Origin of the sequence: Mariniblastus fucicola, from assembly GCF_008087665.1 — a bacterium.
Taxonomy (GTDB): Bacteria; Planctomycetota; Planctomycetia; order Pirellulales; family Pirellulaceae; genus Mariniblastus; species Mariniblastus fucicola.
The window spans coordinates 1,752,950-1,767,818 of record NZ_CP042912.1 but is presented as its reverse complement, the minus strand read 5'-3'; the positions used below and the strand labels follow the sequence as shown (position 1 = coordinate 1,767,818).

18 protein-coding genes are annotated in these 14,869 nt (G+C 52.2%); 16 read left to right on the top strand and 2 right to left on the bottom strand.

The features are described 5' to 3' along the window. Nucleotides 1–211 precede the first annotated feature (211 nt). The 11 genes from MFFC18_RS06565 (at nt 212) to MFFC18_RS06515 (ending at nt 9,669) form a co-directional block, all read left to right on the top strand. On the top strand, nt 212–1,210 hold the full coding sequence (locus tag MFFC18_RS06565; protein ID WP_148618688.1) for a KpsF/GutQ family sugar-phosphate isomerase: 999 nt from the start codon (nt 212–214) through the stop codon (nt 1,208–1,210). A 95-nt stretch (nt 1,211–1,305) separates the two neighbouring features. Continuing rightward, on the top strand, nt 1,306–2,259 hold the full coding sequence (locus MFFC18_RS06560; protein WP_075083146.1) for an ABC transporter permease: 954 nt from the start codon (nt 1,306–1,308) through the stop codon (nt 2,257–2,259). Nucleotides 2,260–2,262: 3 nt separating this feature from the next. Beyond that, nucleotides 2,263–3,525: an ABC transporter ATP-binding protein gene (locus MFFC18_RS25885; protein WP_075083145.1), complete on the top strand. Its 1,263-nt coding sequence runs from the start codon at nt 2,263–2,265 to the stop codon at nt 3,523–3,525. A gap of 558 nt (nt 3,526–4,083) precedes the next feature. Continuing rightward, nucleotides 4,084–4,635, top strand: coding sequence for an SRPBCC family protein (locus MFFC18_RS06550; protein WP_148618687.1), 552 nt, complete (start codon nt 4,084–4,086; stop codon nt 4,633–4,635). A gap of 145 nt (nt 4,636–4,780) precedes the next feature. Beyond that, entirely contained in the window at nt 4,781–5,587 is an 807-nt protein-coding gene (locus tag MFFC18_RS06545; RefSeq protein ID WP_075083142.1) for a DJ-1/PfpI family protein, read from the top strand. A gap of 103 nt (nt 5,588–5,690) precedes the next feature. Beyond that, nucleotides 5,691–6,050 carry a hypothetical protein gene (locus MFFC18_RS06540; RefSeq protein ID WP_075083141.1) on the top strand — a complete coding sequence of 120 codons (360 nt, stop codon included), beginning with the start codon at nt 5,691–5,693 and terminating at the stop codon, nt 6,048–6,050. A 176-nt stretch (nt 6,051–6,226) separates the two neighbouring features. Continuing rightward, on the top strand, nt 6,227–6,595 hold the full coding sequence (locus MFFC18_RS06535; protein ID WP_075083140.1) for a bleomycin resistance protein: 369 nt from the start codon (nt 6,227–6,229) through the stop codon (nt 6,593–6,595). A 120-nt stretch (nt 6,596–6,715) separates the two neighbouring features. Continuing rightward, a complete protein-coding gene (locus tag MFFC18_RS06530) occupies nt 6,716–7,597 on the top strand; it encodes a YitT family protein (protein WP_075083139.1) in 882 nt (293 codons plus the stop codon). Between the two features lie 184 nt (nt 7,598–7,781). Continuing rightward, nucleotides 7,782–8,219 (top strand): putative signal transducing protein, encoded by a 438-nt coding sequence (locus MFFC18_RS06525; protein ID WP_075083138.1) that lies wholly within the window; start codon nt 7,782–7,784, stop codon nt 8,217–8,219. A gap of 112 nt (nt 8,220–8,331) precedes the next feature. Further along, complete coding sequence (locus tag MFFC18_RS06520; RefSeq protein WP_075083137.1) at nt 8,332–8,883, top strand: hypothetical protein; 552 nt, start codon at nt 8,332–8,334, stop codon at nt 8,881–8,883. 84 nt (nt 8,884–8,967) lie between these two features. Beyond that, on the top strand, nt 8,968–9,669 hold the full coding sequence (locus MFFC18_RS06515; protein WP_148618686.1) for a hypothetical protein: 702 nt from the start codon (nt 8,968–8,970) through the stop codon (nt 9,667–9,669). Between the two features lie 79 nt (nt 9,670–9,748). Here the strand turns inward: MFFC18_RS06515 and MFFC18_RS06510 are convergent, their stop codons facing one another. Further along, complete coding sequence (locus tag MFFC18_RS06510; protein WP_075083252.1) at nt 9,749–10,444, bottom strand: aspartate/glutamate racemase family protein; 696 nt, start codon at nt 10,442–10,444, stop codon at nt 9,749–9,751. Nucleotides 10,445–10,724: 280 nt separating this feature from the next. On the opposite strand from MFFC18_RS06510, the gene MFFC18_RS06505 reads away from it, so the two are divergent. Beyond that, the gene (locus tag MFFC18_RS06505; protein ID WP_157665072.1) at nt 10,725–11,315 is read left to right on the top strand and encodes a hypothetical protein; all 591 of its coding nucleotides are present in this window, start codon (nt 10,725–10,727) and stop codon (nt 11,313–11,315) included. A 156-nt stretch (nt 11,316–11,471) separates the two neighbouring features. Beyond that, nucleotides 11,472–12,116: a hypothetical protein gene (locus tag MFFC18_RS06500; RefSeq protein WP_148618684.1), complete on the top strand. Its 645-nt coding sequence runs from the start codon at nt 11,472–11,474 to the stop codon at nt 12,114–12,116. Nucleotides 12,117–12,284: 168 nt separating this feature from the next. On the opposite strand, the gene MFFC18_RS06495 is transcribed toward MFFC18_RS06500, so the two are convergent. Beyond that, entirely contained in the window at nt 12,285–12,710 is a 426-nt protein-coding gene (locus MFFC18_RS06495; RefSeq protein ID WP_202907507.1) for a hypothetical protein, read from the bottom strand. A gap of 282 nt (nt 12,711–12,992) precedes the next feature. On the opposite strand from MFFC18_RS06495, the gene MFFC18_RS06490 reads away from it, so the two are divergent. From MFFC18_RS06490 to MFFC18_RS06480, 3 genes are all read left to right on the top strand, one after another. Further along, nucleotides 12,993–13,334, top strand: coding sequence for a hypothetical protein (locus tag MFFC18_RS06490; protein WP_148618683.1), 342 nt, complete (start codon nt 12,993–12,995; stop codon nt 13,332–13,334). 169 nt (nt 13,335–13,503) lie between these two features. Next, nucleotides 13,504–13,983, top strand: a complete 480-nt coding sequence (locus MFFC18_RS06485; protein WP_075083250.1) for a P-loop NTPase family protein — start codon at nt 13,504–13,506, stop codon at nt 13,981–13,983. Nucleotides 13,984–14,287: 304 nt separating this feature from the next. After that, the gene (locus MFFC18_RS06480; protein ID WP_075083132.1) at nt 14,288–14,848 is read left to right on the top strand and encodes a hypothetical protein; all 561 of its coding nucleotides are present in this window, start codon (nt 14,288–14,290) and stop codon (nt 14,846–14,848) included. The last annotated feature ends 21 nt before the right edge of the window (nt 14,849–14,869 follow it).

Sequence of the window (14,869 nt, the reverse complement as noted above, 5' to 3'; positions counted from 1 at the left end):
CCGTGCACGATCTTCGACAGCGTCCTTGCCATCGTGTATTTTGGGCGCAAATTGGACTCAGCGAGCTGAGTTTCGCGCTGCGATTAATGTGTTCGATACCATAAAGCCCGCTTTTCGAGCAAGATCATTTTGATATTGGGTAAGATGAGGACGGTCAGTACGCTTTTTAAATACAGCCCATTTTCGATTGCAAAACGGACAACGAAATCCTTTGAATTCAACCGAGCAAAACGATAGCACGATTCACGCCTGGTTCGATGACGTACTTAAAAGCGAATCTGCGGCGATTGAGCGTGCTGCGAAACGAGCGGGCCCGGAAGTCGTCGCCGCGATCCGAACGATCGGGACTTGCACTGGCCGGCTGATCGTGACCGGGATGGGAAAGATGGGCTGTATCGCGAGAAAAGCAGCTGGCACTTTTTCCAGCACTGGAACGCCAGCGATCTTTTTGGATCCGGCCGACGCGATCCACGGAGGACTCGGAATCGTCGGCGCCGACGACGTTGTGCTGGCGATCTCCAACAGTGGCGAAACTTCAGAAGTCCTTGAACTGATTCCTTTTTTCATACGGCTGAAGCTGCCGATCATTGCCGTTACTGGCGGAACGAAGTCCTCGTTGGCGCGTCAGTCGACGATCGTGATCGATTCCAGTGTTGAGTCCGAAGCCGATCCGGATTCACTGGTTCCAACGAACAGTTCAACGGTGGCCCTGGCTTGCTGCGACGCATTGGCGGTGGCTTTGATTCGCCTCCGCGGCTTCACAAAAGAAGACTTTGCGATCTTTCATCCGGGCGGAAACCTTGGCCGAAAGCTGCTGCTGAAAGTCGTCGATTTGATGCACGCGGGCGAGCAGTTGCCCATCGCCACAGAAGACTGCTCGCTGGGCGACGCCATCAAAATGATCAGCCAGAAGAAGATGGGCACGGTGATCGTCGAGGACAATGCTGGATGCCTGAGCGGCATTTTGACGGATGGTGACGTGCGACGGATCTTCGAATCAACGGCGAACTCGCTGGCCAATCCGCTGGGCGAAAGCGTGGCTGCGTTCATGAGTCGCCAACCTGCTGCGGCTTCGGTTGACGATCTCGCGGCGACGGCGCTCAACCTGATGGAAAGCCGTCACATTTCGGTGCTGCCCGTGGTCGATCCCGACCGAAAAATCGTGGGGATCATTCATCTGCACGATCTGATTCGCGGCGGGCTGGCCTAGGCCCGCATTGCCGATTGCGAACCCGCATGGGGCACCGTTACCGATTAAGCTAGAATCTGCAGCATCCCAATTTCAAACATCGCACTGCCGACCTTGTGACTGAACCGACCGCCGAATCCTACGCCAGCGACGAGACCATCGATCCTGGCGACGAAATGCTGCCGAAACTGGAAATACAAACCAGCGATCAGCTGACGGTCTACAACTCGCAGTCTGAAATCAAAAGCCCGTTGGAAATGTTCCAAAACATTGCCAACGATTTCTGGTCGGGGCGTGAACTCGGTTGGCGTCTGTTCTTACGAAATTTGCGTGGCCTGTATCGTCAGACATTCCTGGGGTTGTTCTGGGCGTTCCTGCCTCCGATTGCGAATACGGCGATCTGGGTTTTCCTTAGACATCAGGGCGTGTTCAAGCTTGGTGGCAACGTCGAGATTCCGCTGACGGTCTACATTCTGACCGGCATGATCCTGTGGCAGACTTTCATCGAAGCCTTTCAAATGCCGCTGAAGGTAATCAACCAGAACCGCGGCATGATTGCGAAGCTACGTTTTCCGCGAGAGTCATTGTTGCTGGTCGGGCTGGGAGAAGTCCTGTTTGATTTTGCGATCCGATCGCTGCTGCTGATCCCGGCGTTTCTGTGGTACCAGGTTGTGCCAGAGCCCCAGATGTTGTGGGCGCTGCCGATCGCGTTTTTGATGATCCTGTTCGCTTCCGGGCTGGGGATGCTGATCATGCCCGTGGGTTCGCTGTATCAGGACATCAGCCGATTCATCGGAATTGCGACTCCGTTCTGGATGCTGACCACGCCTATTATCTATCCGATCACGGCGAAGATGCTGCAAGCCGATCCGAACACGAAACTGCTGGTGTGGCTCAACCCGGCGGCACCGCTGATCGTGCTGGGCCGCGACCTGACGCTGTTTGGCGAGTCCGCGTTTGTCACGCCCGGTTTGATCGTGGCCGCTGTTTCGATTCCGATTTTTCTGATCGGCCTGGCCGTGTTCCGAATCTCCATTCCTGTCATCGTCGAACGGATGAACGCGTACTGATCCATGAGCCAGCAGCCTGACAATTCGAATTTGATTTTGGACGTCAACGATGTCTCCAAGGTTTTCTGTCGCAACCTGAAACGGGCCATGCGCTACGGACTGCACGACTTGGGGAAAGAGCTTATTGGTCGCGGTGCCGATCGGGCCGAAGGAAAACTGCGACCGGGCGAGTTTTACTCTGTCCGCAACGCGAGCTTCAAGATCGAACCTGGCGAATGCGTCGCGCTGATCGGACCCAACGGGGCTGGCAAGAGCACGATGCTGAAGATGATCAACGGCCTGATCAAGCCGGACAAAGGCGAGATCAAGATCCGGGGAAAGATCGGAGCCCTGATCGAATTGGGAACCGGATTCAATCCAATTCTTTCCGGCCGAGAAAACATCTACATTAACGCGGCCGTGCTGGGCATGACCAAACGTGATGTCGATGAAGTCTTTGACGAGATCGTGGATTTTGCGGAACTGCATCACGTCATCGATGCTCCGGTGAAAACGTACAGCTCCGGAATGCGCATCCGGCTGGGGTTTTCCGTGGCCGCGAACCTTCGTCCGCAACTGTTGCTGATCGACGAAGTCCTGGCGGTCGGCGACGTTGGCTTTCGCATGAAGTGTTTCAAGCATCTACGCACACTGGTCGCCAGCGGCGTTTCGATCATTCTGGTCACGCACGCGGTAGGGATGCTGCAGCGAGTCGCCACGCGTGCGGTTGTTTTCAATCGCGGCCGGATCGTGCACGACGGCGACCTCGACGCGGGCTGCGCGGTGTATGAAGAAATCCTTGGCGCGAGCGAACGGGTGCGTACGGAGCGTTTGCAAAAAGAGTCCCGCGATGCCGAAATCGCAGAAGTCACCGTGCTCGATTCCAAGGGCAATGAAAATACAGAATTCCAAACCGGCGATTCTCTGGCAGTCAGAATTCGATTGAAGTCCAAGAAGCTGATCAAGAATGCACGCGTGATCGTGGCATTGAATTCGCCTTCGGTCGGCGTAGTCGCTTCGATGTCAACGGCTTACCAGGAAGTCCGCTTCGACGTCGATCCGCAGTTGCACCCTGACGGCCGCGTGATCACCCTGGCCTTCAAGGATCTGCAACTGTTGTTGGGCGCCTACCATTTCAACATTTCTCTATTCGGACCCGAGACGACGGAGTTCTTTCACCGCCGCAGTGGCTGCGGAAACTTTCGCATCGTCGGTCCGCCAATCGACATGTACGGCATGGGCATCCACGGCATCATGAAGATCGATCACGATTGGGAATTGGAATAGGTACTGCGTGCCTCACTGGGATGCAGCAAGCCTCCCGTCCATCAACCAGGAAACTGTTGGCGTTGAAGTTTCCAGTAACCGATGCATTCCGTTCTGTATTGACGCCAACGCTGCGGTTGGATACTTCTCGGATGGAGGATCTTTGCATGTTTCGAATTTCATTGCTTACGTCGTCATTTGCGGCAATAATTTTACTGGTGTCGTCCGGATGCACCGCAAGCCGGAACACAGATCCGCGTTCACCGTCCGAGGTGTTCTTTGACGTCATGTTTGGCATACTTGAGCAAACGGATGACGAGCGTTTCGACGAGCAAAACCGCAGCGCGTTGGAAAAACGACGACAATGGCAATGTGAGAACCTGAGTGAGTCTGAACTGAGCGATCTTGGGATCCGGAAATAGCCGGTACTTCTATAGCGCCCGTTTGAATACTCGGGCGATCCGTTTGTCCGGCGTTCGTACCCGACCTCTGGCAAAACTTTTGAGCTTGGGTTTTGCATCTGGTATATTGCAGGTTTTCGAAACCACGCGGTTGTCCTGCAATTCGAAAGACAAAAAAATGATGCGACATGTCATATTGGCGCTCGCTGCGACTCTGTTCTGTTACGAATCGGCAATTGGGCAGGATGTCCGAGTTGCGGACGAGTTTGAAATTGAGGCGAGCGTTGACCTTGTCTGGAATGCGTTCACCACGACCGAAGGTCTTCAATCGTGGTTGGCTCCACTGGCGGATATTGACTTCCGGGTCGGCGGCGAGTGGCGAGCGAACTATGCGAAGGATGGAAAGCTTGGAGATGAAACGACGATCGAGAATACGATCCTCTGCCATGACCCTCAACGCAAGCTTTCCATTAAGGCAACCGGATTTCCGAAAGGCTTCGAATTCGAAAACGCGGCGAAAGAAACGTGGTCCATTTTCTACTTTGAAAAAGTCTCCGATACAAAAACGAAAATCACCATCGTTGGGCTGGGTTACAATGACACCGAACCATCCAAAAAAATGCGTGCCCACTTCAAACCGGCCAACGAGTACTCGATGAATCGTCTCAAGGCCGCGTTGGAAAAGAAAGCACCGGACAATGAAGCATCGAAGAAACAGATCAATAATTGACAGATCAAATCCAACGGACAACCAGCGTGATGTATCGCGGTCGCGAATCGAGAAAGTTCAAATGGACATCGTTCTAACGGTTCAATGAACGCGAAGACCATGCCGCCGAAAATCAATTCTCACCGTTTGACATGAAATATTCGCAATGAAGAAGATCGCAATCCTCCTGGTTCCGCTACTGATCGCCGCATTTGGATGTGGATCGCGCGAACTGCCACAAAGCGGAAATGATGCGCCCGCGTCACCAACGTTGTCTACAGAGGCCGGTCTTCAGTCGTCGGAAGGCGAATCTTGCGTCATCAATTTAGGCGCTCAGCGAACGACGTTTGATGTGAACCTGCCAACAATTGGAGTCATCCTGTTCGATGATGTCCTTATGACGGAGGTCACCGCACCGATCGACGTATTTTCAAAACCTCGCGAAGATGGAACGCAACTGTTCAATGTCGTGACCGTGGCGGAAACTTTGCAGCCTGTTGCAACCGAAAGCGGTTTGCGGATGCTTCCCGACTACACGTTTGCCGATTGCCCAAAACTCACTGTTCTGGTCGTGCCGAGCGCCTATGACATGACTGAAACCATTCGCAATCAACAGATCGTTCGATTTATTAAAAAACAGAACGTCAATTCTGAATTTACGATGAGCAATTGCGCCGGCTCTCAATTGATTGGCGAATCAGGAATTGCAGACGGCCGCAAGATCGTCACGTACATCGGCGGCGGTAAGGATTTACAGGAAAAGTACCCTGCTCTGAAAGTCCAGGATGATCAGGAAATCAGCTTCGTGGAGGACGGCAAATTTCTTTCGTCCAATGGAAATCTCGCAAGCTACATTTCCGCACTGGAACTGCTTGAGAAAATGAGTGATGACAAGCACCGCTTGTTCGTCGAATCTTACCTGTACATTGAGAGATTGACTGACTGGGACAAATTGCAAAGCGACTCGAAATAGTCATCGAACAGTACCCTGCACCGAATTAACCGAAGGCGAATCCTGGAAGCAATGATCGCAAGGTATCTGAGTCAACCAAACCGCGTCATCCACATGCACGGGAATGCAAATGCTTCTAATGGCGATCGTCGCCCTAATCTCAACACGTTCGTTCTATAAAACGGCAGCAGCAAATGGCTTCCATCCCGGCAAGGCCGCAGGAACGCCAATGCTCGGATTGATGCTGGTCCTCGCCATCAACCACTTGCTGATGGCGGCTAGCCTGTTTGTTTCGGATAGATTTACGATCTCAGATTCGACTCAATCGTGGATCGTCACCCTCAACGGCATCTTTGTGATTCTGGCCTACCTCGTGTTCCTGAGAGAGAACTACAAGGTGATCAATGTCACAAACGCCAAGGCTGACAACTCGACTTCGCCGGGCCAAACCGATAGAATTGAGCCCAACCGGCTATCGAGTTAACAGAGCGTGCTATCGAGCTAACAGAGCGTTAAACCGAATCCGTCAAACAGGTGACCAGGCACACTGTCACGTTGACCATTGCTCTGCGGTCGCATCATCTGCTCCATTCAAGTCTTCTTTCCTCTTTCGTAGCGACATGATGCGTTGTCCGACGAAAGAAATATGAATCGCAACCTATGCACGAATATGACATTGCAATCCCGATACTGCCATGCAAATCTATCGACGACACCGTCGCGTTTTACAAGACGATAGGCTTTGACGCAAAAATTTGGGGCGCGCCCCACCACTATGCAATCCTGACCCGTGGCACCGTTGAGTTGCACGTTTTCGCTCAACCGGATCTCGACCCTGCGTGCTCATCGGCAGGCTGCTATGTCCGCGTGCTGGACGTTGACGACACTTACCGAGTGTTTTCCAAGCTGAAGCTGAATCAATCAGGCATTCCGCGAATGGACAAAATCGAAGACAAACCGTGGGGCATGCGAGAATTCGCAATCGTTGACCTCAACGGCAACCTGATTCGGATCGGGCAGCCCCTGTAAATTGAACAGCAACCATGGGAAATGCCACTGAGGCGTGGTTGTAAGCGAATCCGCGGCCGGCGTGTACGGACAACAGATCAAACTGGAAATCGATTCAGCCATTAAGGACAAACAAAATCAATGCGTCGGCTAGTGATCAACTACGGCCTCATCGTACTCGCTGGTTTGATGTACGCCGTTGCGCTGAAATATTTCGTCCTTCCGTCCAAAGTGATTCTGACAGGTACAGAAGGCGTTGCGACTGCACTTTCGTACTACTTTGAAAGCTATTGGCTGTTCATTGCTCTCTACGTTTTGTTTCAAGCCGGGCTACTGGTCTTTGCATACAAACGCGTCAGTCGACTGTTTGCGATTCGGTCATTGGTCGTCGTCGGCACCGTCGTTCTGGCGCTCGTTGTCCTCCCGGATTTCAGGTTCGCGCAACCAGAACCGCAGAACGAGAGGATCATCCTGGTTCTCTTTGGCGGCATCCTTGCCGGTGTCGCCAAAGCGATGGCTTTCACCAACCGCGGATCGACTGGTGACGAAGACATTTTGGGCGCCTACTTTGCGATTAAGTACCTGAAACCCGTAGGGTCGATTGCGATCATCGCCTCAATCGGATCCACTGCGTTCGGACTCACACTGGACCTTATCAAGAACGGCCAGTTCGAAACGGTCGTGAACACGTTGATGTATACGTGTATCTACATTTTCGCGTCGGCGGAGACGCTAAACAATCTGTATCGCAAATTCAAAATTACCATGTTGGCGGTCATCACTCGTCAGCCCAAAACTGTCGGTGCCGCAATTGCCTCAACATCAGAGCATCGCACCTTTACGGTACAGGAAGGGACCGGCGGGCGTAGCGGCGATTCGTTCCACATCGTAAAAACCATCATTACGCATGAAGAGTTGTCGCAAATGATTGCCGCAATTCAAGACGTCGATCCGGATTGCTTCTATTACTTTCACGACATCGAAGGCATCTCCAGCCGGTATTACATCGCGCCAATCGGCTAGAGACCAGGCGACCACTACGAACGATGGTCCGCGTTCGTAGCACCGCGTTCTGGCAGAAACCTCACACTTTCCGGCCAATGTTTCAACCACGCCTTGAAATGGGTTTCAATCACATTCTGCATCAGGTCTCCAATATCGAATGACTTGCGGCGAACACAGGGCATCTCGAAACACAGGATTCCCCATGCCCAATTTATCGCTGGTCAAAGTCGCGACCTACGACGATCCAATAATTGCCCATCTATCCCGAAACAGACTTGAAACTGCCGGTATCACTGCGTTCCTCGACGGCGAACACCACATCGCGATGGACTGGATGATCGCAAATGCAGTTGGCGGCGTCAAACTTTTGGTTGCGGCGGACGACGCAGAACAGGCAGCACAAATACTCAGCGAATCCCTCTCAAGTGAAAACGTCTCTCCAACTGGACCGGACAGAACAGACAAATTGGAACGTGAAGATTGTTGTCCGGCATGTGGATCAGGTGACACACATCGTGAGAGACTACACCGTAAATTGATATTCCTGTCGATTCTACTTCTGGGAGTTCCGTTGCCGTTTGTATCGCGTAAGATCGCCTGCAGTAGCTGTGGCCACCGATGGAACGGGAAGCAAACTTAACGGCCAGATAACAGTGTGCTAAACCAAAGCTACCAACTCGGTTCGGCCACTCTGATCACAACCGCTACATTGCTGACCATTCGAAAGCCCGACTACTAATCAGGAAGAAGCCATGAAACGAATGATTGCACTCTCACTCGGCTGTTCATTTTTGTTGACGCCCTACGGAGTCGCGCAAGAAACCCTTGAATTGCCAAAGCTTGCGACCACCACCGTTGCGTCGGAAGTTTCTGTTCCCGACGCTGGCATGGTTCGGCATCGCACTTCGCCGCAGCGAACCAGCCGCGAAATCCTGGCGTCTTCCAACATCATGGACCAGCAGTGCTCCAGAACCGAAGTCGATGGCGTGATCACTTACGACATCATTCATGACAACAAACCACTAAAAATGGTCATCCGTCCAGGCGGTGCGATTGAAATGACCATCGTTCGCAATTTTGACTCTCGCAATGCCAGCGACTTGCCGGCAGAGTTCCGCGAAGTGAAGGCTCGCTTCGACGCGTTTCCAACGAAAACCGTGGATGGTTCACGCGTCCGCCTGAATCTGGAAATCGAAACAACCTATTCGTTTCCTGATGCAGACAAACTTAAAGAAAGTCGAGCCGATCTTTATCGCGTATACAATCTGCACATGCGACCACCGATCGTAACATTGTCAAAGTAGCGACCACTTGCGGCGCATTTCGTGCGGCACGGAAACACGATTTATCCTCGCTCGGCTACCTGTAAACTTTTGGTCGTTCGCTCAATGATGCGTTTGGAAATTCAAACCGAAACGAAAACGCCTGGACTGGACGGCATGGCGGAAGTGGAGTTTGTGCACGTCTTCCTGGATGGCGTCAAAATCACCACGCAGGCCGCTTTCTTTGATGCTTCGTCGCCGGAAATTACACTTCATGAATGCGACTACTGCTACCAATGTGGAGTCCCCACGATCGCGGTCAGAAAAATTGCTGACCACAGCGTAATCTGGTTCACGAACCCGGATCACGGACGAGAAGATGACGTGGCACGCGAAGAGCTTCGCATTTTCAATCTGAAGGCATACGAAACGGCATTGAACAGTAAAACGACTGACTTGCCCCAAATTTCCACCAGAGATCTGCGTCACCTAATTTCGCTGGAACAATTCCCGGACTGGAGTGAGGTTCTCTATAGCCTGCCGGAAATAGACGGTGATGAAACTGGTGCCGACACGATGAGAGTCATCGTGGATTCAATCTCCAACCTGTCGATCACCCCAATCGCCCTGCACGTACCGGAGTTTGAAACAGTCACATTTGGATACGACATTGATAAGCTTTTGGAGACTCAAATTGATTTTGCCATGCTATCCAACGAGATCATCTTTCGATTCAGATCGACTCCCCACCTTCCGCTATGGATCAAGATCGTACCAAAGCCAAACGGTTTTGTTGCCTTGAAGCGGCACCTGGAAAACGCGAAATAACAAACCGAATGGCACGACGACAACGGCAACACAGCGACCGGATGGCGAATCTTCTCTGGTGGCTGCGTGAGCATCTCAGTTAGTCCGCCAGCACAAATTCAGTGGCTGCTCTGGCGTGAATTTCCGTTGTGCTGAAAGTCGGGACCTGCAATTCTCCAGCCGCAAACATCAGCGGAAACTCGGTACACCCAAGCACGATGCCTTCAGCGCCTCGCTGGATCAACGATCCGATTGCCCGATGGACGAAGGATTTCGAACGGGACTCGATGTTCCCAAAAGTCAGCTCTTCCTGAATGATCCTATGCAGCTCGGTGACTTCAGCCGCTGATTCGGGCACGATTGCCTCGACACCATTGGCAGCAAAGCGATCGACCATAAAGGACTCCTCCATTGTGAATCGCGTGCCAATTAATCCGACTTTCGAAATCTGTTTCGACTGAATCGCTTTCGAGGTTGCATCGCAAATGTGAATGATGGGAACGTTCACTGCTGTCAGGACGGTTTCGTAAACTTTGTGCGGCGTGTTCGCGCAAAACATCAACCCTTCCGCGCCGCCTTTCTCCAATCGCTCGGCCGCGTCCGAGATCAACCTGGCAATCTCATCCCAGCGACCTTCTCGTTGAAACGCATGGATCGCAAACTGATTCAAGCTGTACAGCATCAGCGGTGGATTGGTATTGTTTCCGAAGTGCTCATTGACTGCCTGATTTATCTCACGGTAATACTCGATAGTCGAATGCCACGAAGTTCCACCAATCAATCCTAACGTTCTCATCAACATTCCAATTTCAAAAATGCATCTATCGCCAGGCAGCAATGCGGAGAAAGCAAAACCGCGCTGGCACCGCTGGCTCCGACTTTCGTGGTTTGGCGTCGCTAATTACACCCGCTACAATCTTACATCGAAGTTGCCTGGCTGCGACTCGGTCAACGCTGCCGCTGTCTGGCCAGGAGCAAGCCAGTCTCAAGCGCATGACTTGCAGTCCCGTCACTTGTCGCTGGCGCATCGTTGCTTCCGGCCAGATCTTCAACCGTATACATCTCTAGTCCGCTCGGTGATCGCGGACGCCATCCACGCCAGGCGAAACGTGCTCGACTATCTCGTCCCACAGATCCCTCTCAAAGACATTCCAATCCTGCTTGGGTTTGCCTTGCTGGGAGCCATTGTTTCGGGCGCGTATGGAGTCGCTCACGATCAAATCACCTATTCGATTGCGCCTGAGTACTTCACCAATCTGAAATTCAAACAGTTTCACTGGCTTGACCGGGGATTCGGCGAGCGCACTTTTGCTGGATGCATCGGATTCATGGCGACTTGGTGGGTTGGCTTGATCATCGGCTGGATTCTGGCGCGCAGAATGGTGCCGAATCAGTCTCGAGCCCGTGCGTCCCGAAAGATTCTGACATGTTTCGCGGTCGTGTTCGCCACTGCGTTTCTGTTTGGTCTGGCCGGAAACGTCTATGGGTTTCTCAGAGGCCCGAATGCTGACTACTCCAACTGGAATTGGGCATTCACCGAATATCAAATAACAGACCAATGGGCGTTCGTTCGCGTCGCTTACATTCACAACGCGGGATACCTCGGTGGCGTCGTCGGCTTGATCCTCGCTTGCATTTTTGTGAAGCCGGACAAGAGCCCTCAATAGCGAGACGCTTCTTGGCGAGTCGCTGGTTAACGAGTCGCTTCTTGTTGGCACAATCGCAGCCAGATAGACTGCAGTTGTGCGGCCTGGACGCGAAATCTTTTTCCCGTTGTCGCAGGGAACAAATTGTTGCCCGTTTGAGCTCAGGAGTGAAACCACATGAGATTATATATTCTTGCCGTTTTACTGACCCTCTGCTGCGGCACTATCCATGCACAGGAATCAGCCGTGCCGGATGTATTTCAAGACGCCGACACGATGTCGTGGTTGAACCGGACGGTGGGCTCAATCGATATCGCTGAAGAGGAATCGAAGACCGAGTCGGACTTGCTGCTGACCGAGTCGCAGAGGCTGGAGATTGGCGAGATATACGCCAGTCATCAGGAGATGATGGCCTTTGGCGAAACGGTGCCGCCGGAGAAAAGGCAGGACAAGAAGTTCGTGAATGAAATCTTCAGTTTCTATATGAGCGAGCTTAAATCTCTTGAGTCGAATCTGAACCAGAAAGTCCTGCTTCCCGATCAAGTGTCACGGTTGTCGCGGAAGCTGTTCTTGCGGAACCTGGAGAGACATGAAGGTGACGTGGTCAAGGTGATCAGCGACATATATTCGGACAAGATCAAGCTGGATGAGAAACGGAAAGACAAACTGGCTGAAGTTGTCGAAGCATCGAAAAAAGAAGTTGCGGAAGCAAAGAAGAAATTCAAAGCCGAGCTAAAACGCATTCTGGAAAAGAACGACAAAGCGACACGAGAACTTTTGACTGGCCAGGAGAAAGCGATCCTTGGCATGTCCGCAGAATGACGTCGCGACTTCGCAGCAATCAACCAAATCGCAGATGCCTTCGCGGACGGTCAGTCGCCGGATGGTCCGCAAGCATACATTCAACGCGACTTCGGTCTAACTGATTCACGTCGCAAGTCCGCTGGGCGATCACCGACCGTCGTCTACTTTGAGAAACAGCTTCGACGATCACCTGTCCCGGGAAAGCTGCGATCGTCGAGCATGTACCAAGACGATCGCGAACGGAACGAGCCACACTAAATCGTTCGTTACGTTGGCGATCCCAAATTCCAACGGCAACGTCCCACGGAAGACAGCCCACGCCATTCCAATCGGACCAAACAGTTTGCCCAACAGCCCAACCAATACGATTGGCCAATGTCGCACCGGATCAAATGCAGCAATGATGTAGCCGACTCCGTAAACACCCACAATCATGCCGATGCACTGCCATAATTCCAGGTACTTGGGTTGTTGCATCTCAATCAGCCTGAACATCGCGGATGGAAACAAAATGGCGAACACACCAAACGCCAAATTGTAGATACCGGCGGCGATCAACATCCACTTCATCCACTTCGGGCTGGTTTGATCAGTCGTGCTTTGCTTTGACAACGTGGCGCCTTGGGATAGAGTTATTGCGATGTGTAACCGCACATGCAGATGCCTGGTTCACTTCGAGAATGAAACATTTTTTTACAATTCGCAGCGTCACAATGCGGGCCACGCGAATCCGGAATTGCGGGTGCGTTTCAATATTGAGATCACCTGCCCGGTTCGGTGTTCGCTGCCGTTGTCCAACCAAAGTGGACCATGAGATCAATTGTGTGTTTATCGATGATGGCGATCCTGAGCGTCGGGTGCGGGACACCAGACCCGCCTAAACCCCAACTTGTGATGGAGCGTCCTATCGAGGAGTTTCACCCTCCCGACGAGGCGAAATCGCTCTTCATTTTCGTTGTCGATCGGCCCGAGACCGAGTTGGGGTACGGCGTGTACGTAGGGCCAGTGCTGAGTGTGGAATATGAAGTTGTCGCCTCAACTCCAGTCGCACTAAAACGTAAAATACGTGAAGAAGTAGACGACACGATTGCTAAAACTCCAGATGCTGAATCAATTATCATCAGGTGCGAAGGCTCGACAAAAACCGGCGATGTAGAATCGGTTCGCAGTTCTCTTACTGGACTTGAACATCGAATCTACGTCGAAGCATTGAGCGAGACCATGGAACCAGAGTGACCTTCAACAATTGACAGGGCAATCCGCTCGGCTATCTGGATAGCAACACGTTAACCGAAGCGGAGATGCCTTCGAGGCTGGCCGTTTAGGTGAACAAGAACGGAGGTCGTGCATTGCCTCCACGCCGATCAAGAAGACGGTTTGCGGCAACGACTCAACGGAAGACATGATGCGAAAAGTAATCGTATTCGGAAATTCAGGGTCCGGGAAATCGACGCTGGCGAAATCCTTGGCAGCCTCCAATGGCCTTGCCCATTTCGACCTCGATACCATTGCCTGGTTGCCGACAAGCCCGCCTGAACGAATGCCAATCGCGGAATCCGGAAGTCACATTGGCAATTTCATATCGGCCAACGCAAGTTGGGTTATCGAAGGCTGCTATGCCGATCTTCTGGAAATTGCATCCCATGATGCGACCGAAGCCGTGTTTCTTAACCTGTCGGTTGACGACTGTGTTTCGAACGCCCAGAATCGCCCATGGGAACCTCACAAGTATCCTTCAAAACAGGCGCAGGATGAAAACCTTGAAATGCTGCTGAACTGGATACGTTCCTACCCAACCCGTGACGACCCCTGTTCGCAGGCCGCCCACGAAAAGCTGTACTCCAATTTTCAGGGAACCAAAACGATGGTTGCCGAGAACCGATAACGCAGGGCAACAAAGCGCCGACCGAATCGGAAAGGTCTCCGCCGTTGGGCTATTGCGGGCTCACAAGTATTCGTCGACAGATTTTAAAAACTCGTACCGTTTAGACGCCTTGCCAACACGACCTTCAGCCCAATACTGCTCAATCAAATGAGCGGCACGGCGCTAGCCGCCGGTATTCGCGGTCAACGAACCGACGGCTAGCGCCTTGTCGCTCACTAACGATGGCTAGCACCTCGTCGCTCACTAAAATTCGAAATTGAGAATTTCGTTTGAACAGTATTGACCTTTATCCAGCACCGCAATCATGAATTGGACGCAAGTCAAAAAGCAACTTCAGGCTCTTGAAAAGCCCGAGACGATGAAACTGTTCAAGGCTTTGTTTTCTCTAAATCATGAAAACAGAACTGTTTTCGAGAACGCGCTCGGAGAGATCGGCAGCGTGTCGCTCAAATACTACAAGGACGAAATCGCTGCTTCCGTTAACCCTTCGTGGAATGGTTCAATCAACCTGAACCGCGGACGAAAGGCTATCTCGCAGTTCAAGAAGGCCGCGCCAGACGACAACCTTTCACGGATCGATTTAATGCTGTTCTTTGTCGAGCAGGCAGCCGCTCAATCACTCGAATACGGAAGCGTTAACGAGCGTTTTTATAATTCAATGTGCAAAATGCTTGATTCCGTGATGAGCCTGTCGAAATCAATGCATCCGGCGAAATATCAGCACATCACCGAGCGGCTTAGATTGCTCGATTCGAAAACTTCGGGTCAAATCGGCTGGGGCACTTGCGATTACATCACAGACTGCCTCGCGGAACTCGAAAGCCGTGCGGAGCAAATTGGCTTGACTGACGATCGTGCTGAATAACAAAGCGCCGACCGAATCGGA